The organism is Streptomyces polygonati (genome assembly GCF_042650325.1).
GTDB classification, from domain to species: Bacteria; Actinomycetota; Actinomycetes; order Streptomycetales; family Streptomycetaceae; genus Actinacidiphila; species Actinacidiphila polygonati.
Window position 1 is genome coordinate 24,676 of the sequence record NZ_JBHSBB010000048.1, and the last position, 17,882, is coordinate 42,557.

22 protein-coding genes are annotated in these 17,882 nt (G+C 70.3%); 11 read left to right on the plus strand and 11 right to left on the minus strand.

Going from position 1 to position 17,882, the window contains the following annotated elements:
• Positions 1-14: 14 nt before the first annotated feature.
• Both ACFO3J_RS33375 and ACFO3J_RS33380 read right to left on the minus strand, forming a co-directional pair.
• Positions 15-680: an SDR family NAD(P)-dependent oxidoreductase gene (locus ACFO3J_RS33375; RefSeq protein ID WP_386437762.1), complete on the minus strand. Its 666-nt coding sequence runs from the start codon at positions 678-680 to the stop codon at positions 15-17.
• 511 nt (positions 681-1,191) lie between these two features.
• Entirely contained in the window at positions 1,192-1,572 is a 381-nt protein-coding gene (locus tag ACFO3J_RS33380; protein WP_386437765.1) for an SCO0607 family lipoprotein, read from the minus strand.
• 333 nt (positions 1,573-1,905) lie between these two features.
• Between ACFO3J_RS33380 and ACFO3J_RS33385 the strand changes: the two genes are divergently transcribed.
• Both ACFO3J_RS33385 and ACFO3J_RS33390 read left to right on the plus strand, forming a co-directional pair.
• A complete protein-coding gene (locus ACFO3J_RS33385) occupies positions 1,906-2,562 on the plus strand; it encodes a TetR/AcrR family transcriptional regulator (RefSeq protein ID WP_386437768.1) in 657 nt (218 codons plus the stop codon).
• A 907-nt stretch (positions 2,563-3,469) separates the two neighbouring features.
• Positions 3,470-4,309, plus strand: coding sequence for an SDR family NAD(P)-dependent oxidoreductase (locus ACFO3J_RS33390; RefSeq protein ID WP_386437771.1), 840 nt, complete (start codon positions 3,470-3,472; stop codon positions 4,307-4,309).
• Between the two features lie 674 nt (positions 4,310-4,983).
• On the opposite strand, the gene ACFO3J_RS33395 is transcribed toward ACFO3J_RS33390, so the two are convergent.
• On the minus strand, positions 4,984-5,484 hold the full coding sequence (locus tag ACFO3J_RS33395) for an integrase core domain-containing protein (RefSeq protein WP_449343669.1): 501 nt from the start codon (positions 5,482-5,484) through the stop codon (positions 4,984-4,986).
• 352 nt (positions 5,485-5,836) lie between these two features.
• Positions 5,837-6,577, minus strand: a complete 741-nt coding sequence (locus ACFO3J_RS33400; RefSeq protein WP_386437777.1) for an oxidoreductase — start codon at positions 6,575-6,577, stop codon at positions 5,837-5,839.
• A 376-nt stretch (positions 6,578-6,953) separates the two neighbouring features.
• Here ACFO3J_RS33400 and ACFO3J_RS33405 point away from each other — a divergent pair, with 376 nt between their 5' ends.
• A complete protein-coding gene (locus ACFO3J_RS33405; protein WP_386437780.1) occupies positions 6,954-7,601 on the plus strand; it encodes a TetR/AcrR family transcriptional regulator in 648 nt (215 codons plus the stop codon).
• A gap of 73 nt (positions 7,602-7,674) precedes the next feature.
• Here ACFO3J_RS33405 and ACFO3J_RS33410 read toward each other — a convergent pair whose 3' ends face one another.
• Positions 7,675-7,839: a hypothetical protein gene (locus ACFO3J_RS33410; RefSeq protein WP_386437782.1), complete on the minus strand. Its 165-nt coding sequence runs from the start codon at positions 7,837-7,839 to the stop codon at positions 7,675-7,677.
• A 57-nt stretch (positions 7,840-7,896) separates the two neighbouring features.
• Positions 7,897-8,571, minus strand: coding sequence for a polysaccharide deacetylase family protein (locus tag ACFO3J_RS33415; protein ID WP_386437784.1), 675 nt, complete (start codon positions 8,569-8,571; stop codon positions 7,897-7,899).
• 1,111 nt (positions 8,572-9,682) lie between these two features.
• Here ACFO3J_RS33415 and ACFO3J_RS33420 point away from each other — a divergent pair.
• The 3 genes from ACFO3J_RS33420 to ACFO3J_RS33430 all read left to right on the plus strand — a co-directional run bounded on the left by ACFO3J_RS33420 (position 9,683) and on the right by ACFO3J_RS33430 (position 11,610).
• A complete protein-coding gene (locus ACFO3J_RS33420; protein WP_386437787.1) occupies positions 9,683-10,273 on the plus strand; it encodes a DUF6461 domain-containing protein in 591 nt (196 codons plus the stop codon).
• A 426-nt stretch (positions 10,274-10,699) separates the two neighbouring features.
• Positions 10,700-11,221: a replication-relaxation family protein gene (locus ACFO3J_RS33425; protein WP_386437790.1), complete on the plus strand. Its 522-nt coding sequence runs from the start codon at positions 10,700-10,702 to the stop codon at positions 11,219-11,221.
• Complete coding sequence (locus tag ACFO3J_RS33430; RefSeq protein ID WP_386437793.1) at positions 11,143-11,610, plus strand: hypothetical protein; 468 nt, start codon at positions 11,143-11,145, stop codon at positions 11,608-11,610. The genes ACFO3J_RS33425 and ACFO3J_RS33430 overlap by 79 nt, the downstream gene beginning before the upstream one ends.
• Positions 11,611-11,658: 48 nt before the next feature.
• Here the strand turns inward: ACFO3J_RS33430 and ACFO3J_RS33435 are convergent, their stop codons facing one another.
• A complete protein-coding gene (locus tag ACFO3J_RS33435; RefSeq protein WP_386437796.1) occupies positions 11,659-12,003 on the minus strand; it encodes a hypothetical protein in 345 nt (114 codons plus the stop codon).
• Positions 11,997-12,122, minus strand: a complete 126-nt coding sequence (locus ACFO3J_RS33440) for a hypothetical protein (protein ID WP_386437798.1) — start codon at positions 12,120-12,122, stop codon at positions 11,997-11,999. Before ACFO3J_RS33440 ends, ACFO3J_RS33435 begins: the two co-directional genes overlap by 7 nt.
• Positions 12,123-12,211: 89 nt before the next feature.
• Between ACFO3J_RS33440 and ACFO3J_RS33445 the strand changes: the two genes are divergently transcribed.
• The 3 genes from ACFO3J_RS33445 (at position 12,212) to ACFO3J_RS33455 (ending at position 13,190) form a co-directional block, all read left to right on the plus strand.
• Positions 12,212-12,478 (plus strand): hypothetical protein, encoded by a 267-nt coding sequence (locus tag ACFO3J_RS33445; RefSeq protein WP_386437801.1) that lies wholly within the window; start codon positions 12,212-12,214, stop codon positions 12,476-12,478.
• Positions 12,479-12,607: 129 nt separating this feature from the next.
• Positions 12,608-12,940, plus strand: coding sequence for a hypothetical protein (locus ACFO3J_RS33450; RefSeq protein WP_386437804.1), 333 nt, complete (start codon positions 12,608-12,610; stop codon positions 12,938-12,940).
• 112 nt (positions 12,941-13,052) lie between these two features.
• Positions 13,053-13,190: a hypothetical protein gene (locus ACFO3J_RS33455; RefSeq protein ID WP_386437807.1), complete on the plus strand. Its 138-nt coding sequence runs from the start codon at positions 13,053-13,055 to the stop codon at positions 13,188-13,190.
• Positions 13,191-13,468: 278 nt separating this feature from the next.
• Here the strand turns inward: ACFO3J_RS33455 and ACFO3J_RS33460 are convergent, their stop codons facing one another.
• Together ACFO3J_RS33460 and ACFO3J_RS33465 are read right to left on the minus strand one after the other, a co-directional pair.
• Positions 13,469-13,627 (minus strand): hypothetical protein, encoded by a 159-nt coding sequence (locus ACFO3J_RS33460; RefSeq protein ID WP_386437810.1) that lies wholly within the window; start codon positions 13,625-13,627, stop codon positions 13,469-13,471.
• A gap of 182 nt (positions 13,628-13,809) precedes the next feature.
• Complete coding sequence (locus tag ACFO3J_RS33465; protein WP_386437813.1) at positions 13,810-14,322, minus strand: hypothetical protein; 513 nt, start codon at positions 14,320-14,322, stop codon at positions 13,810-13,812.
• Between the two features lie 255 nt (positions 14,323-14,577).
• On the opposite strand from ACFO3J_RS33465, the gene ACFO3J_RS33470 reads away from it, so the two are divergent.
• Both ACFO3J_RS33470 and ACFO3J_RS33475 read left to right on the plus strand, forming a co-directional pair.
• Positions 14,578-14,979: a MerR family transcriptional regulator gene (locus ACFO3J_RS33470; RefSeq protein ID WP_386437816.1), complete on the plus strand. Its 402-nt coding sequence runs from the start codon at positions 14,578-14,580 to the stop codon at positions 14,977-14,979.
• Complete coding sequence (locus tag ACFO3J_RS33475; protein ID WP_386437819.1) at positions 14,934-15,488, plus strand: hypothetical protein; 555 nt, start codon at positions 14,934-14,936, stop codon at positions 15,486-15,488. Before ACFO3J_RS33470 ends, ACFO3J_RS33475 begins: the two co-directional genes overlap by 46 nt.
• Before the next feature lie 1,115 nt (positions 15,489-16,603).
• Here the strand turns inward: ACFO3J_RS33475 and ACFO3J_RS33480 are convergent.
• Positions 16,604-17,767 carry a hypothetical protein gene (locus ACFO3J_RS33480; protein ID WP_386437821.1) on the minus strand — a complete coding sequence of 388 codons (1,164 nt, stop codon included), beginning with the start codon at positions 17,765-17,767 and terminating at the stop codon, positions 16,604-16,606.
• Positions 17,768-17,882 lie beyond the last annotated feature (115 nt).

Genomic DNA, 17,882 nt, shown 5'->3' on the forward strand with positions numbered 1-17,882 from the left:
CCCGTGTGCCAGGCCTACCAGTTCTGGTCCCCGGAGCGGACGAACACCTCGCTGACAGCCACCCTGCGGTCGCTGGTGACGATGTAGGCGACCGTCTCTGCGACGTCTGAGGGCTGCAGCCTCTCGATGGCCTGGATCTGGGCCTCGATTCCCGCGCGGAGCTCTTCCCGCGTGTGGGAGGCCAGTTCGGTATCGACGTTGCCGGGTTCGATGACGCTGACCCGTACCCGCAGGGGCTGCGTCTCCTGGCGAAGCGCCTCGGAGAAGCCGTTGATCCCGAACTTCGTGAGGTTGTAGACGGCCGTGCCGGGACGGGCGACAGGCCGTCCGGAGGAGCTTATGTTGACCAGGTCCGCGGTCCGTCGAGGGCCCTGCTCGGCGGCCTTGATCAGCTGTGGAAGTGCCGCATTCGTGACGTACAGCACCCCCAGGACGTTGACATCGATCATCCGCTCCCATTCGCCCTCCGGAGCGTCCATGAACGGCCCCATCAGCACGACGCCGGCGTTGTTGACGACCGTGTCCAGACGGCCGGGGGTGCTCACCGTCTGTTCGACGGCCTCGTGAGCGGCCGTGCGCGTGGTGAGGTCGGAGACGATGGCCTTGGCCGTGCCACCCTGGGATTCGATCGTGGCGACCACCTCTGCCAGGCGGTCCGCCCTGCGGGCGACGAGGGCCACTTGAAGCACCCTCCCGGGCGGGCCGTTGTGCGGTGGCGGCCCCGATGTCGCTGCTGGCACCGGTGACCAGCGCGACTGTGTCTTCCAGTGCTTTGCCCATGTCCGTGCCCTTCTCCCACGGTCGCTGACGCGACGGCCACCCGGCCGTCCGGTGACCCGAAACCGGCCTTCCTGGAGAACTCGGAGCCAATCTCCGGATCGGGGGCCACGGTGTGAGCCGCGGAGCGGTCCCAGCCCGACCGCTCGATCGCCCTGAGATGCGTGGCGAGGCAGGGCCGAAGGTCTTCTTCCAGGTGCCGGTGGCGTCGTGTTTCCCGGAGGGCGCGAAGAACGGGACACCTTCGATGTCCACGATCACCTGGCCGTCGGCGGCTGGATCCTGGCCGCCGGTCAGCTCTGGACCGGAGGCCCCGTCAATCGCAGGTTGCCGCTCTGGGCGGCGCCCCGTTGGCCGGGGTGGCGGGATGACCGGCCGCGCGGAATCGGTAGGAGGTACCCGGCCGGGCGGGCGTCAGTTCATGGCCGGGTGGCCGTGGGCGTCGAGGGTGTGGGACTGCCAGTAGGTGTCCCATGTGTCGTCGACATGAAGGGGGACCTGGCCCTTGGGGTAGCGGACGTAACCGGCGGGCGGTTGCTGGCCGTTGGTCACGCAGGCGCCGCCGAGCGAGGAGCCGACGGCGGCGACCGGGTATTCGTTCGACATGCACATGTGGTCGCGGACATCGGTGTCGCAGGCCGTGCTGAGCCCTGTCAATGCGGCGGCCGTCAGGAACAGGCCGGCTAAGGACGACCACCGGGTGCCGCGGCGTCCGGGACGGTAACCGGGAAGGCCTCGGGGGCGGGTCGCGGGGAGTGCGACGGGAAGGGTCTGGTGTCGGCCGGTGATCTTCACGGTTGCTGCCTCTCACGTTGGTTCTCGCTGGTGAGATCAGTCTGGCCAGCAGCCGCAGTGCCCTCATCGGGGCTCGTACTCAACCGAGGGTGAGTACGGGCGGTCCGTACGGCCGGTCCCGGTGAGTACAGGCGCGCACCGCCCGGCCCTGTGTTGTCGGACGGGCTGAAGGGCGCAGGCATTTCCGCCGGCCCCTGAACGGGCGTCGAGCACCCGGCGGACGTACAGCCAGTACCCGGCAACGACGGAGCCGCCCGGTCCCATGGGGTCCGGCGCGGAAGCGGAGGTGCTGCTCCGCTCAGTTAGGCTGGGGTCGGTCGAGGGAGGTCGGACATGGGCGAGCCGGAAGAGCCCGGACAGTCGGTGCGGCCCCGGCGCAAGGACGCCGCGCGCAACCGGGAGGCGCTGATCGCCGCCGGGCGGGAGTTGTTCGACGCGGGCGGCCTCAGTCCGACTCTTGACAACGTAGCGCGGCGGGCCGGAGTCGGTGTGGGCACCGCCTACCGGCACTTCGCCAACAAGTACGAACTCGCTGACGCCGTCCTCGCCGACTCGTTCGATGCCATGCTGGCGGAGGCCGAGCGGGCAGCCGCGCACAGGGACGCCCTGGCCGGACTGGCGGCTTTCTTCGACGCGGTCCTGCGGCCGCAGGCCGCCAAGCGCGCACTCCTTGACTTCCTGCGCAGTTCTCCCGAAGGCCCGCTGCTGCCGGATGTCCGCACCCGGGTCGAGGCGTGCATCGAGCGGTTGCTGGAGCGCGGACAGGCTCAGGGCACGATCCGAGCGGAGATCACATCGACAGACATCGGGGTGCTGATGTCCCTGATGACAACGCTCATCGATACCTACGGCAGGGCGGCCCCCGATCTCTGGCGCCGGTTCGTCCCCCTGTTGCTCGACGGCCTGCGTTCCGGGGTTCCCACTCCGCTGCCCGTCCCGCCCCTGGGGCGTGGGGAGTTCCTCGCCCTGGTCAACGGCGAAGGGGACTGACGCGGTGGGAGCGCAGTCAGGTACCCGTGGACGGCGGCGCGGGGGAGCAGTGCCGGGCCGCCCGGACGGCGGGAGTGCAGGTAGCCGCTGGTCGCCGACGCGACAAGGGTGCTGATGAGGCCGTGCTGATGGAGCGGCACAAGATCTCGTCCAGCGCCTTCGAGATCCTCTGCCGTCTGCGGGATCTGGAACCGTAGCCCGTGCGGGCGACGGTCGGCGAACTCGTCGGCGTGAGCCCCACCCGTGCGTCCCGGCCGGTGCAGGAACTGATCGACAGCGGCCACCCGCGCCGCAGCGTCGGCCAGGGTGACGGCCTCCCTGATCGGCTATCACCGAGGAGGGCCGTACGTATGTGGACGCGGTGGCCGGACCTACCGAAGCAGCCGTGCGTCAGTGCCCCGTGGCGCCGCTCGGCGAGCAGGACGTAGCCGCCCGCATCCGCCTCCGGCGGAAACTCGAGGCTGCCGGGGGCTGAAGCGGCGGGAGCCGGCGACCCGGCCCCGGCCGGGCGGCACGCGCCGAGGGAATGGCACGGCGATGTCCTGGCCGAGGATGTCGGGCTGCCCCAGGACGACACCCGCGCCGCGTGCACCGTCCTCTTGGATCCGTAGGGGCGACAGTCCTCGGCCCGGCCGCCGTCCCTGACACATCTCCGCCCACGCCGGCAGGCGGCTGCGGCGGATGGCCCATAGGGGCATGCCCGGCGAAGCCCCAGCAGGCCGGCAAGAGCGGGCCTGGTTCCGGTCGGCCCGGCGGGGCGCGCGCGGGATCGTGCATCCGAACGATGTGGAGATCCATCTCCGATTCGGAGTACAGTGAAACGGAGATGGATCTCCGATTGGTCTTCCGTCGACCGCGCCGCCTACCCGGCGCTGTCCTGACCCACACTGCGCAAAGGATCGACTCGATGGCTACCTCGTCACCCCCCGTCTGGCTCATCACCGGAGCCTCCCGAGGACTGGGCCTCCACTGGGCCAGGGCCGCACTCTCCCGTGGCGACCGCGTTGCGGCCACTGCCCGGAACTCCTCGTCACTGGATCCGCTGGTGGGCGAGTTCGGCGATCAGGTGCTGCCGCTGGCGTTCGACGTGGCGGACTCCGCTGCTGTCCGGCAGGCCGTGGGAGAAACCGAACACCGCTTCGGCGGCATCGACGTCCTGGTGAACAACGCCGGCCACGCGCTGCGGGGAGCCGTCGAAGAGGTCTCCGAGGAGCAGGCGCGGGCGCAGTTCGATGTGAACTTCTTCGGCGCACTGTGGACCGCTCGGGCCGTGCTCCCGGGCATGCGGGCCCGCGGACATGGCAGGATCATTCAAGTCTCGTCCTATGGCGGCCTCGTCGCGTACCCGACTATGGGCCTCTACCACTCCTCCAAGTGGGCGCTGGAGAGCATGAGTCAGGCCCTGGCCGCCGAGGTCGCCCATCAGGGAATCCTGGTCACCCTCATCGAGCCGCTCACCTTCGCGACCGGCCTCGGTGCCACCGCTCCGGCAGTCGATCCGATGCCGGAGTACGAGCCAGTCCGCGAAGCGCTCATGGCCGGGATGAAGGACGCGCCGTTCGTCACGGGCGACGCGGCGACGACGGCGGACGCGCTGCTCGCGATCGTCGACGCCGCCGACCCGCCACTGCGCGTGCTCTTCGGCACGGGCGGCATCGAGCCGCTGCGGGAGGAGTACGACCGAAGGATCGCGGAGTTCCGGGCGTGGGACCACATCGCCCGCCTGGCGCAGGGTGTGCAGGAGTGACTCGGCGGCCTGCGTGATCGGGTGGCCCGTCCGCCACCCCTTGCGAGGTGGGCGGGCCGGCCGTGGCAGGTGGTGCCGCCATCGCAGCTCCACCCGCGAGAACCGGTGGCCGACGTGCACCAGCGGTTCCTTCCGTTCCCCCGACCACACGTCGGACCGCACGGCATCGTGTACGTCGAGCACAACGGCCCGCCGCACCCGAGGTCACGCCGCGCACCTGACGGCACATCAGCCCATCAAGGTCCAGGATGGCGCGGACATGAGCGGCTGCCTCTCACAATGGCCGGTACGGACCGCCGTTCCGACGAGGTCCGTCGCCACCCACAGCCCGCGCGGTACATGGGAGGCGAAGGTACCCGGGGCACGGACGGCCGCGGCCTGCCGGTGGGCATTCTTGCAATCCGCCGTCCGATGGCCGCGTCGGTGCGTACGTGCCGGGCGTCATGCCGTGGCGAGAGAGCATGGCCGCGCTCGCTGCTGAACAGCACCCGATCACCCTGCAAGCCCTTCAGAACCGCTCAGGCGACTCGCCTGGAAGACCATCCCTCGCGGTTCCTGCCGACGCCGACCGGTGACAATGCGGCGGATACCTTCCCGGCACGACTGAACGAGCGGAGTGAGGATCGCGACACTCCGGTGTCCGATGAGGCCCGTCGCCGCGCAGTTGACGGCACTCACCGGAGGGGAGAAGGAGACCTCGGCCCATGGCCTGGCCGCCGTTGACTGGGCTTGATCCGCTTTGGCGGACATTCGAGATCGGGGGTTCTGCCCCGGGAGGATGTGAGCTTGTTCTGGTTTGACGGACGCCGTTGGTGTGGTGGTCGGGTGGGGGGTGCGGTTTGGTAGTCGCCGTGGCTGCTGTGCGGGTGGTGCAGGTTGTACCGGCTCTCGATGGAGTCGGAGATTGAGGTGCGTGCGGTGGCTCGGGTGGGCCAGGTGGTTGTGTCGAGCAGTTCGCGTTTGATGGTGGTGAAGAACGGTTCGGCGAGTGCGTTGTCCCGGCGCTGGCCGGTGCGCCGACCGACAGGCGGATCCCGGTGGCGGGGCGGCGAGTTGCTGGCTGGTGTACTGCTCGGGTTCAGCCGGTCGTCGCAGCACCGGATTCCTGGAGGGATTACAGGTGCTCGTCGAGGGCTTCGGCGGGGGTCTTCCAGGCGAGGGCGTCTGCCCGTGATACTCCCGCACCGCCCGCTGCCGGTTCCCCGCACCTATCACAAACCCCCAGTTCACGAGGGTGTTGCGACGACCGGTTGAGTCCGCCGAAGCTCCCTTGACCGAAGCGGGTGACCGGGGGAGGCCCTCCCGCTGCGGCCCCGGCCCGGGGCCGGACGCATCCCAGGCGTCCCGGATCTCCCGGCCGCGCCCGGTGTGCGGGCGTCGGCATCCATGCGGACACCGTGTGCCCGCCCGGTCCGCTCCGGCCTCGCTGCGCCTGGCCGTTTCCGGGACCCCGGCGGCATACCCGCCTTTGTCCGCGACCCCCGGGTGCCGGCGCGCGGCCCTGTTATCCGGCGCCGTTTGCCGCCGTCAGGCGCCGCCGTTCACGTGGAGGGGGCTGCCGGTGATCCACTGGGCCCGGTCGGAGAGAAGGAATGCGATCGCCTCGGCGGCGTCGCGGGGGTCGCCCACGCGGCCCAGCGGGATCTGGGCGTGCGCGGCGGCCGCGTTCGCGCCCGTCGCGCCCATCATCGTCTCCAGGAGTTCGGTGCCACCGGGGGTGTCCACCATCCCGAGGACGACGGTGTTGACGCGGATGCCGGCCGGGGCGAGCTGGGCGGACAGGCCCTTCGACCATGCCTCCAGAGCCGCCTTCGCCGCGGCGTAGTGCATGAGGGGCGCGGGCGGGTTGGCGCTGACGCCGCTGGAGACGTTGACGATCGACGCCCGCTCGCTCTCCTTGAGGGCCGGCAGGGCCGCTGCGGTCAGCCGGACCGCCGACATGAAGTTGATCGCGAGGGAGTCCTCCCACTCCTCGTCGGGGATCTCGTCGAAGTGCACGCGGGCGGCGCCCGCGTTGTTCACCAGGATGTCGAGGCCGCCGAGGGCGTCGAGCGACTCTTCCATCAGGCGGCGGGCCCCGTCGGCGGTGCGGATGTCCGCACTGATGAAGGTGGATCCCTCCGGCGTGCCCGCGACCCGGCTGCGGGCGCTGGTGACCACGGTCGCCCCGCCGTCGATGAGGCGCCGCGCCAGGGCCGCGCCGATCCCGCGCGACCCGCCCGTCACGAGGGCGCGCCGCCCGGCGAACTCGCCCGGGGCCGGAACCATGGGAATAAAGCTGTTTATAACAGACATGTGGACTACTCCAAGGTGTGGCGTTTCGTATGAAGACATGGCAAATTGCCGGCCCCGCACTGCTGCACGGCCAGGAGGGATACCGCCGGCTCGGCGACCCGAATGTTGAGAGCAAAACTATCATACTCAGAGTCTGATGAATGTGCGGGACGGGTCCGCGCCACGGGCCTCTGCCGCCCTCACGAGGCGCAAAAGCGCCGGCGCTGAGGTCGCTGCCGGTGCGGGGGCGGATGGGCGCGCCGACATGCCCGCTAGGCTCGACATCGACGGAACCCTGGCCCCCGGGCCGCACGGGAGGCGCGGGCAAGGCGGCGCGCCGGCACGGCAGAACGGACCAGGAGCAGGGACCATGACCGCGAACCAGCCCGGCAGAGCGACCTACCGCTCAGCTGTCCGGGCCCGGCAGGCCGAAGCCACCCGGCGCGCGGTGGTCACCGCTGCAGCCGGGCTCTTCGCCGCACGCGGCTACGCGGCCACCTCGATCGACGCCATCGCCGAGGCCGCGGGAGTGAGCCGCTCCACCGTCTTCACGGCGGCCGGTGGCAAGCCCTGGCTGCTCAGGACCGCCTACGACCAGGCGCTGATCGGCGACGACGACCCCGCCCCCCTCGCCGACCGGCCCGAGTCGCGGAGGATGCGCGAACTGGGCGACGGCCCCGCCATCATTGCCGCCTACGCCGACATCCTCGCGCGCATCGTGGCAGGGGTGTCGCCCCTGTACGAAGCCGTCCGCACCGCGGCCGACACCGACGCGGACGTGGCCGCGCTGTGGGCAGACATCGGACGCCAGCGGCGCGAGGGCGCGCAGCAGATCGTCGCCCTCCTCGCCGCCGCCGGCGCCCTCGTCCCGCGCCTCGCCCCGGACCGGGCCGCCGACGTGGTCACCGTCTACAACGACCCCGGGCTGCACCGGCACCTCGTCGGCGACCGGGACTGGACGCACGAGGAGTTCCGCGACTGGCTCGCCCGCGCCCTCCACCACGAACTGCTCGGCTGAGAGCTGCCCTCCTCGGGGCGGCCGCGTTCATCCGGAGCCGTCCCCGGGACCGCCCGAGGCCAGCCCGCCGCGCTCAGGCGCTGCGGCCGGGGAGCCCGCTGACAGGCGCCGGTGCGCGGTCGACCCACGCGGCGCTCTCCTGGTGGGCCAGCACCCGGTCCGCGATCTCGTCCTTGCGCGCCCACCACACGTCGTCGCGCTCCCGCAACCGCGTGAGGACGCGATCCAGGACGCGCACCCGCGACGCGTGCCCCGAGAGCCGGTCGTGAAGGGCCAGGACGAGAAGCCGGCGCTTTCAGTGGGTTCGACCCGGCGGCCTACGAGCGGCAGGTAGTCGACGAGTTCGAGCAGCTCTACGAAGAGGGCAGCCGAAGTTGTAGCTCACGATGTCGTTCAGGTGCGCCGTGTACGGCACCGTGACGAACGGCTGATCGTTGATCTTCTGCAGGAAGGGCTCGTCCGCCGACATATCGTCGATGTGGTAGCGGAACCCCAGTTCCTGGAGGATCTCGAGCGTGTTGACGCCCGGCCGGATCCAGTAGTCGGTATAGCCGACGGGGCGGGCCCCGGTCACCTCATGGATGGCCCGCACGTTGTCGGCGATCCACTGCTTTTCCTCGGCGCGCCCCAGATGGTACTGACGCTGCCATCTGAGCCCGTGCGCGCCGGCCTCGTGTCCCCGGCTCACGAACTCCGCTGCCAGCTCGGGGTGGCGGCGGACCGCTTCCCCGATCATGTACGCGCTGACTTTGACGCCGTGTTTGCCGAAGAGGTCCAGCAGCCGGGGCGGGCCCTCCCGGGCGCCGTACTCGTAGAAGCTGTTCTGCCCGAGATCCGGATACCCGGGGAGGATGGTCTCATCGATAGGGCCGGGGGCCCTGCTGATCGGCTGCCCCCCGGTTTCGAACTGCACCGTCAGCGATACCGCCAGCCGAGCGCCGCCGGGCCAGAAAGCGTCGTCTGATGCCATCGCCGTTCCCTTCGACCGAAAGGGGCGGAACGAGCGGCACCCCGCCGACGGATGCGTGCGACGCCCGACGTGCTGCCGACGCCGCTGTACCGGTCTTGACCTGGGCCGACGGGCCGATGACAGACGGGCTGGTGGTCCGGCGGGTCGATATCTCCGGTATTGCGGCTTTTCGGCGCACATAGGACGCTCATCCACGGCATGCACACTGTCAAGGAAGCAGGCGACGGGGCATTCCGCGCCTGACCTTTCGCCGGTACGGAAACAGCCCCACCGTCTATTGCGCAGCCCTTTCGCGGCGCCGACCGTGGGGGTCAGGGAGGCATCGCGTCCGGCGCCGCGCGGCGGCAGCAAGTGTGACCTTCACCAGCGGCCCGTTGGCCTGCGGCAACTCCCGGTCCATGTCCTCGCTCACTGTTCTAATTCGGTTCGATTCCCTGGTGGAGCGCAGTGCGAGGCATGTGGAACACCATCGGCGCGGCGGTGCGGCAGTCGTTCCACGGACATCGCTACCGCAGGTCACAGCCCGTGGAACGCTGGTAAGCGGCGGCCCGGGCGAACGCCGCACCTGCTGTCCCGGGCGGTTGTGCCCGCCCGGACGGGAGCAACTGGGAACGCCCGATACTGTCCAGGATCGTCATGGAACGTCTGGGAACTACATGAAAGCTGATCAATGATCTGGGAATCGTAAATATCTTCGCGTATCGGAGTGGAATCATGCTAACCCGGCAGCGTGGAACGACTCCCACACCGGCCGCACCGCACCAGTGCGCGCACCGTCTGGGGTGCGGCCCTCCCGGTTTCCGGTGCGCGCGCCGTACCGCACTGCACTGCACTGCGCACCGCGCCGGGCACTGAGTGCGCGCATCGGGGTGCGTCCCAGTGCGGACCACGGGGGTGACCGGAGACGGACCGGGCCCCGTCGTCCGCGCTGCCGCCAGTGTTCGTGCTGTGGGGTGGGTGCCCCTTGTCCGCTGGTGCCGGCCGTGGTGTTTCCCCTGGACCGCTTCCGCCGGGAGAGGCGGTCAGGCTGCGGACAGGACATCCGGTGCAGTTGATCTGTCAAGCGGCGGCGGTTGGCTGTGATGTCAGTGGGGTGTGACAGCATCCGCGGATGACAAGTGCACCCGTAGGGCGCGGCCTGGAGATGTTCCGGGTAGGCGACTTCCCCATCTACACGTTGACCTTCGTACGGGGGTTGAGCCCTGTCGAGTTGCTCACCCGCATGGGGGTTGACCAGGAAACCCTCGCACTTCGCGACGGCATAGATTTGTCGGACGACTTCGGCGACAACCTTCTCGACGATGAGGAACCCGTCGTCACCACGGGCATCGACGGCTCATGGACCTGGGCGTGGGAACAGGGTGGTTTGCACGGGCTGGAAGAGCAGATTCTGAGCGCCGTGTCCGTCGGCACCGAGGCCGTTGCCCTGCATTACAACGAGAAGCCGATGTACTGGTTCAAGTACGCGGCCGACGGCGACGTCATCGTCGAGTTTCACACTCTCCAGGCGATTGAGCCGACCGGGCAGGACCCGGCACGGCTCAACGAGTACATGCGACCGTTGGGGCTCGTCCCTGGCGACGGAGCGCCTCTCTACGCCGTCCTGTCGCTTGTCGAGAACGCTTTCGGTATTCGGCTGACGCACCCGGGAGAGGTGGACGACCCGCGTATGAGCGGCCGGTTGAGCCCTTTGCCGGAGTAACTCCTCATGTGACTGGACCGTCCGAGTCAGATGGAGAGGCCTGTCAAGCAGCAGCTGCAAGATCCACCAGCTTTACCGCCCATTAGGGGTTGTTTTCCACGATGGCGGCTGCTCTCCGGTGCGCGCCGCGCCGCTTCACGGCCGTGCGCGCCGGGCCGTGCCTTCCCGCCCGGGGGGTGCGGAGCCGACCGGCAGGAGAAGACCACCGTGACGACCCCCGCCCACCCGGTCCCCGGACCGCCCGAGCAGCCGCCCCGTACGGACACAGCCCGCCTCTCCCCGGCCGAGCGGACGCCGCCCGACCGCGGGCACACCCACGGTCCCGCTCACGGGCACACCGGCGGACCCACGAGCGGCGCGGACCCGCGCGGAGTTGTGCCTGCTCGTAAGGGGGTTTCCCGCTTCGCCCGGGGCGCCAAATCCTCTGTGGCTCCTGCTTCCACCGGCTACGGGGTGGAGCACGGCCTTCGGATACTGCAGGTGCTCGCCTGCACCCGGGTGGCCACGCCCCGCCAGCTCCACACGTGGCTGACCCCGGAGGCCGCGGACACCAGCACGGTCCGCAAGCACCTGCGCGCCCTGGCGAAGGACGGCCTGGCGGCCGCGAACGACACGCGGCGGCCGCACATCTGGTTCCTGACCGCCGCCGGCCTGAGCGAGGCCCGCCGCGCGGGGTTGGCCGACCACCGCACCACGCAGGTGACCGGCGAGCACGTGGCCGCCTCCCCGGCTTTCGCGCACGCCCTGGCCATCACCGACACGGCCATCGCGTTCTCCCGCCGGTCCGGTGCGGCGGTGGGCGAGGTCGGCGACTGGGAGGTGGAAGTCGCCCACCCCTCGGATCGGGCGGTCTGCTCGTCCCGGACGCGGTGCTGCACCTGCGCTACCTGGACCTGCCGCACGTCTTCGCCGAACTGGACCGCGCCACCATGTCGGTGGGCAGGCTGATCGGCAAGGTCGCCGCGTACGACCGCTACCGCTCCTACACCCACCGTCCCGCCGGTCCGCGCACCCCGCGTCCCGCCGGGGCCGGCCCCGGCGGGCTGCCGGACTGGTTCACCCGCTGCCCCCGGGCACGTGCGGAGTCGAAGTTCCCGCCCCTGCCTGTCGTCCTGGCCGACAAGCGGAAGACCCTGCTGGACAACCGGGCCGCCGACGTCCTGGCGGGCATCCGCACCCTGCGCGGCATCCGCTGGCGCGAGCTGGCCATCGGCGTCACCACGCTCCCCGCGCTCCAGGAGCACGGTCCCCTCCACCCGGTCTGGCGCAGCCCCACCAGTGAGACGCCGCTGCGCCTGACCGCCCTGATCAACGGACGGCGCGAGCACGGCGGGTGAAAGGCCGCACAAGGACGGATACCGGACGGGGCCTGTTGCGGCAGGCGGTTACCGCGACGGTTCGGGTTCCAGGGTGCCGGTGATGATGTCCGCGTGGGTGAGCGCGTCGATCATCTCGCGCAGTTCGGCGGGGTCGGCCTGTTCCAGTCCGGTGCGGACGCCCAGACGGCGGGCGCTCCGGTCGCCTCCGCCAGCCGGAGGGCCGGCGGCCTGAACCTGGAGGTCGTCCTGTCCGTCCGAGGTCACTGTGGTGCCGTGGACCGTGCGGCTGACGGCCGGGTACCAGGGGTGGAGCTGGAAGGCCGTGCACACCAGGGCGCCGCGCTCCGTGCGGCCCGTCAGCAGCTCGCCGAAGTCGGGCATGTCCCCTTCGTCGAAGCGCTGGATCAGCACCGCTCGGTCCCGAACCGGCCCGGGCGGCGCCCGACGGTGTAGAAGAGCGGGTCGCCGTAGCGGCGCAGCAGCCGGGTCTGGCCGAGGTCGACATCGGGGCCTCGCGCGTGGTCGAGCACGGCCTGCTGGACGGTTCTCCCGTATCCGCGCCGCCGCCACGGCGGCAGGCGAGCTCGTCCTGGCGAGCGGCGGCGGCGAACTCGTGCCCGTGTCCGTGCGGTCCGACCCCGAGGAGACCCTCGCCGCGGACGACAGCGAAGCGTCCACGGTCGCAGCGTCAGCGGTCGCGGAGTTCCTCGACGCTACGTCCGAGGTTCCCGACGGCTGCGACCTGGAGGAGCACCTCGTCCTCACGGACGGGGACCGCACCTGGACCCCGGGCGATCCGGCAACGGTGGACACGGCAACGGCAGGAGATCCCACCTGGCTCCGGCTCAGGGCGGCTATCAACACAGCGGGTGACGCGCAGACATGATCGACCTGGCCTACCGGCCCGTGGCGCCTTCGAACAGCAGTTTCCGCGAGGTCGGCCGGCCCGCCGCGCAGCGTCCTACCGGCGGATCCCTCAGCTCGGACAGCGGGGCATGAGGTGAGGGAGGATGGTGTGGTGGAGTCTTTGACGCTGGGGGACTGGCGGCCGGCGTCGTTCTTGGTTGTAGCGCAACTCGGTACCACGGTGGAGGATCTGGAGAACCTGGCCTTCGGCGTCGAGCTCGACGAGGTACACGGCGAACACACCGCGGTAGTGCGCCTTCCTGCCGGATTGGTGTTCTGTTTGGCCGCCACGCCCGGAACCCCCCTTGGGGGGTTCGCTCTGCTGTGCGGCGATCCGGAGGGCATGGGCTGGGAAGAGGCGTTGGACGTCTTCCTGTCGCAGACGTCGTTCGAGCTGTCCGCCGTCACCTGGGTCCCCGGTGACGAACCGGAGGGGACGTAACCGCGGCCGCTTCCCGCTGTCAGCGCACTCTCACTACGTCCAGTTCTGCTCGCCGCTCCGGTATGAGCTTGTCGGCCCGACTGCGGCTGTTGTCCGCGAACATGCCGGGCTCGTGCCCGACACCGTCCGCGACTTCGACGTGCTTCCTGGGCACCTGGAGGCGTCCTTCGCGGGCATGGTGCTGCCGGGCGGCTGCGGGGTTCGCCGTCCACTTGCCGGCCTGCGTACGGGGCGCCTGCGCCCGACCTGATCCCGGCCGCCCGCCACCCACGTGGGGGTGCGGGTCAGCTCATTCCAGCCGCTTCATTCCTTGTCGGTGACGGTGCCCTGGAGGACCAGGAAGAAGACCGGGTGCGGGAATTCGGCAGCGGCGCCGGTTCGCGTCCCCGCGCGGTTCCTGCCCCCCCCGGGGATCGCCGCCGTGGACCCCCGCGTCTTCCAACTGAGTGGCGCGGTGGGTGACCGCGGCGGCGACGGCGGGCGGCTACGCAACCGTGTGGTCGGGCCTTCGTGGCCAGCCTGCGTGCGCTACGTGCCCGACGCGGGCGCCGGACGTCGGACCGAGGAGTAGTAGAGCTGCACCTTCCCGAGCGGCTGCGCCGCGACCTCGACCCACCACAGGAGCAAACCGTGCGTGCGCTCCCAGCGGGCGGTGTGCACCGCGTTCGCCGTCCAGTTCACCGCCATCGACAGGGGCGTTCTCCACCGTTCTCGCCTCGCCTGCATCGCCAGCAGGTGAACGCCGGCGGTCACCGGCAAGTGGCCCCCACCGCTCGCAGCCGCCGGCGGGCGAACTTCCCGCTCTGCCCCCTCATATGAGGGGGCAGAGGCAGGCCGTCGCCATTCCGCCTCAGGCCGAGACGAAGCGCTCAGAGCGCACGTCCCGATGTCCTGAAGGTGGTGTTGTTGCAGTCGTACCAGTTGCCCCACCCCGACACGTAGGTGCGGCACCAGTAGTGGTCGTCGCTGCCGACTGCCCGCATCGTCACCAGATTGGATCCGGAACTGCCGTCGGCGTAGCCCAACTCCATACCCCATATCAAGTCGTGGCCGCCCATGCTCGTCCACGCGGAGTAGGTCCCGTCCGACAGCTGCCAGGAATCCCACGCGGCGCCGTCGGTGCCCACCAGGCTGACCTCGTAATGCCCGTTGGGCCACTGGAATATCCAGACCTGGGTGCCGCACGCGTACACGGCGTCCGCCGGCCCGTCCGTGAAGTGCTTGGTACACACGCTCAGGCTGGCTGCAGTTGCGGAGGTGTCTGCGTGCCTGGCGGCGGTCTGGGGTGCGGCGGCCGCCGTCGCGGAGGCGGCGCCGACGAATGCGAGCCCCAGCGCTGCCGCGAGAACCCCGATCTGTGTCCGGACCTTCGTGAGTGTCATCCTTCTGCTCCTTCTCGTTGGATCGACCGCCCGTGAGGCGGCTTTGATCTCCAGTGGCCTGGGCATTGCGGAGGCCCACCCACCGGCAGCGGATGCTGTGACGTCCCTCTTCCCGGTCCCCCGGGGTGGCGGCCGCCGACAGGGCGCCGGGCTCTCCCGTCGACCCCGCGCCGGACTCTGCCGTTGCGAGCCGGGCGGACCGGCCCCCAGGGCATGCGGACAGCGTAGGAACTCCCCCGGAGGGAGGTTCAAGAGGTGACTGAGACAACCTTGTGGAGCATCGGGGAACTCGCCGCGCGGGCAGGCGTCAGCGTGAAGACGGTGCGCTTCTACTCCGACCGCGGACTCCTTCCGCAGGGCAAGCGCAGCACGGGCGGTCACCGCAGGTACGGTCCCGAGGCGCTGGAACGGCTGCGGCTGATCCGGGCCCTGCGCGGGCTCGACATACCGGTGCCCGACGTGGGCCGGGTTCTGCGCGACGAGGACGCGCTGGAGGACGTCGTCGCCGCGCGGCTGCGCGAGACTGCCACACGCCTGGCCGAACTGCGCTGGCGCGAGGCCTCGTTGAGCCTGCTGAGCGACTGCGGACCGCGGGAACGGGCGGAACGGCTGTGGCTATCGGCGCGGTGCCCGCCCCGCCCGGCACGCAGGCCCTGACCCTGTTCTGGCGGCGCTGGCTGCCTGCGGGGCTGCCGGCCCGGCTGGTGTCGGCCGTGCTCGACCAGGCCGTCCCGAAGCCTCCGGACGACCCGACCCCCGCGCAGGTGCTGGACTTCGCCCGGCTGCACGACAGCCTCCGCGGCCTGCGCCCCGACCTCCCCAAGAGCCAGCCCGCCGTGCACCGGCCCGGTGACGGTCACCGTCCGGCCGTGCTCTACGACGGACTCCTGGAGGCGTTCGCGCTGGTGGCGCCCGAGATCCGCGCGGGCCGCCCGCCGCACGCCGGCGAGGCACTCGACTGCTTCGTCGCCGCCCACGCGGGCGCCCGCGGCGTTCGCGACACCCCCGCCTTCCGCCGCGCCCTCACCACCGAGATCGCGGCCGAGCCCCGTATCGACCACTACTGGCGGCTGGTCGCCCGCCTCTCCACCCCTGACGCGGCCTCCCCCGACCCGTCATCCCCCGGCGCCGCCGACACCTGGCTGCGCACCGCTCTGTCCGGATAAAAAAGAGCGGGCGCGGGCGGACCGGTTCCACGAGCGGTAGAAGAAGATCAAGAAACTCGCCCGCCAGTGGGACGATGCCCTGCTCGCCGACACAAAGTGAGGCTTGGGCTGTGAACTACAGGCTCGGTGGCCAGGTTATTCCGATGGTCTGCCGCCTGATTTCTAACGACGTATCCGAGCTGTGTGGCATGTCGCCGCAGCTCGGGCATGTGTTTTTTTCCTAGCAGTTGATCTTTGATGAGTTTGGCATTGAGGCTGGAACTCCAGAAGACGTCGCGTTGGCTGTGGTGTACCCCCACGTGCAGGGTGAGCAGAGACCCAAGTCCCGGGCCCAGGACAGCCTCGGTGGCGTACCCCCGTGTGCAGGGGGAACAGGAGGACCCGTCGAAGGCCCCCGGGCGTTGAGCGCGGTACCCCCGTGTGCTGGGGGAACAGTGCCTGCGGTTGCCCGCCTCGCAGGCCTACGACGCGATACCCCCCACGTGCAGGGGAGCAGTACACGCTCCAGGAGCGGGGCAAGACCATCGCCGCGTTACCCCCACGCGTAGGGGGAGTAGGGCCTGGCGGACAAGCTCGGCACCTATGCCGACGCGGTACCCCCGCCTGCAGGGGGAGCAGGTCGTTCTTTTTGGTTGGGGCTGATCCTACGACGCGGTACCCCCTCACTCCGGGGGAGCAGCGCAGCTCGCCGAAGCCCTTGTTGACGGCCGGTGCGGTACCCCCCACGAGCAGGGGGAGCGGAACTGCCGGGCCGCCCGGATGTTCGCCGCCCACGCGGTACCCCCACGCGCATGGGGAGCAGGCCTCCTTCAAGCTTTGGCTGACCTGGCTCTGCGCGGTACCCCCCACGTGCAAGGGGGAGCAGTGGCCCATGATCTCGCCCAGCGCCATGTTGACCGTGTTGCCCCGCGCGTAGGGGGAGCAACTCGAACCTGCGGAGGACGTCCGTGTGAGTGGGCGTGCTGGTGGCAGCGATTGTGCGTCAGCCGTGTTCGCTTGTTGATTGTCTGGTCATGCGCTGTTGATGCGGGTTGGTCTGCTGTCATGGGGTGAATAAGCGGCTGCTGTTTAACGGCGAGGCCGGGGCGGGTCGGCTGTTGTGGGGGTGGCTGATCCTATGGGCGGTCCCGGAGGGGCAGGGTCGGGTCATCACGGCGTCTCGGGGGCGTCCGGGGTGGTTTGATTCGGTTCGGGTCGGCAGTCGCGGAGTGCCTGGAGGATGTCGGCCTGGTGTTGGTCGGCGGGGTGCCGGGCGTCGGGGTTGTCGAGGTGGGGTGTGAGGCGGGTGTAGAGGGCGTTGTGGGTGAACATGGCGTCGAGGCCGGCCCAGGTGTCGTTGTCGATGAGGGGGAAGGGGAAGTGCTGGGGGGGATGAGTTTGGCGAGGAGGGGGAGGAGTTCCCATCCGTTGTCGAGGCGGTCGCGTAGCCAGGTGCGGATGCCGTCGGGGTCGGTGTGGCGCCACATCCAGATCAGGGTGTCGTCTTGCTCGGTGAGGTCTGTGGCGGGCCGCCCGGCGGCTGGTGTGAGGTGTTCGGCCAGGCGGCCGGTGAGGGCGTCGCGGGCCTGGGCGGCCCAGGCTTCGGTGGTCGTCGCGTGTTCGGATGTGGTGTCGTTGGGGTTGGTGGCGCTCTGGAGGGTCCGGGTGGCCAGGACGGCTCCGTCGTAGGTGACAGCCATGGCGGCCACCGCGGCGGGCCGCTGGTCGGGGGGTAGGTCCAGAAGGAGGCTCGGAGCGAAGGAACGCACCCGCCGGTCGGGGCCCAGAATGCCCAGCACTTCCGGCTCTGCGGACAACTGGCCGTAGTTGTCGGCCAGGGCCTGGAGCAGTGCGGCCGTGGGTACGGGGATGCCGTCGGTGCGTGCTTGGTCGATGCGCCGGATAATGCGGTGGGTGTCCTCCCTCAGACGTACCAGCAGTTCGGCTGCCTGATCGCCTCCGGTTCCTGAGGCGATCTGGGCGAGGGCTTGTGCGAAGGCGGCCTCGGGGAGGTCGTCGGCGGGGACGGTGAAGACGACGTACCGGTCGAAGTAGTCCAGGCTGCCGATCCCGCGCCAGCGTGCAGCGGCATTGGCGTTGCTGCCGTTGCCGACGGCTTGCTGGACAGCGGGGAACAGCAGCCCGAGCAGCCCGAGTACCCCGTTCAGGTTGTCGTCGGTGACACCGGCCTGTCGCAGGCGCTCCTTCCACCGCTCGGCGCGCTCACCGGGCCGTGCGTCGGCCCGCAGCGCCGGGTCCATGCTGGTCCCGGTCAGTTCGGCGCGGTGCCGTCCCAGCATCCGGTAGACGCCTGGCTCGCTGGTCCGCAGGAAGGTGACAATCAGGAGTGAGCTTGTTCCGCTTTGACGGACACCGTTGGTGTGGTGGTCAGGCTGCGAATGCGGTCTCGTACTC

Bases quoted from the DNA above. Each gene is read 5' to 3' on its own strand.
- ACFO3J_RS33385 (WP_386437768.1), top strand. From the start codon at position 1,906: ATGGGCGAGCCGGAAGAGCCCGGACAGTCGGTGCGGCCCCGGCGCAAG.
- ACFO3J_RS33390 (WP_386437771.1), top strand. From the start codon at position 3,470: ATGGCTACCTCGTCACCCCCCGTCTGGCTCATCACCGGAGCCTCCCGA.
- ACFO3J_RS33400 (WP_386437777.1), bottom strand. From the start codon at position 6,577: ATGGTTCCGGCCCCGGGCGAGTTCGCCGGGCGGCGCGCCCTCGTGACG.
- ACFO3J_RS33405 (WP_386437780.1), top strand. From the start codon at position 6,954: ATGACCGCGAACCAGCCCGGCAGAGCGACCTACCGCTCAGCTGTCCGG.
- ACFO3J_RS33415 (WP_386437784.1), bottom strand. From the start codon at position 8,571: ATGGCATCAGACGACGCTTTCTGGCCCGGCGGCGCTCGGCTGGCGGTA.
- ACFO3J_RS33420 (WP_386437787.1), top strand. From the start codon at position 9,683: ATGACAAGTGCACCCGTAGGGCGCGGCCTGGAGATGTTCCGGGTAGGC.
- ACFO3J_RS33460 (WP_386437810.1), bottom strand. From the start codon at position 13,627: ATGGCGGTGAACTGGACGGCGAACGCGGTGCACACCGCCCGCTGGGAG.
- ACFO3J_RS33465 (WP_386437813.1), bottom strand. From the start codon at position 14,322: ATGACACTCACGAAGGTCCGGACACAGATCGGGGTTCTCGCGGCAGCG.
- ACFO3J_RS33480 (WP_386437821.1), bottom strand. From the start codon at position 17,767: ATGCTGGGACGGCACCGCGCCGAACTGACCGGGACCAGCATGGACCCG.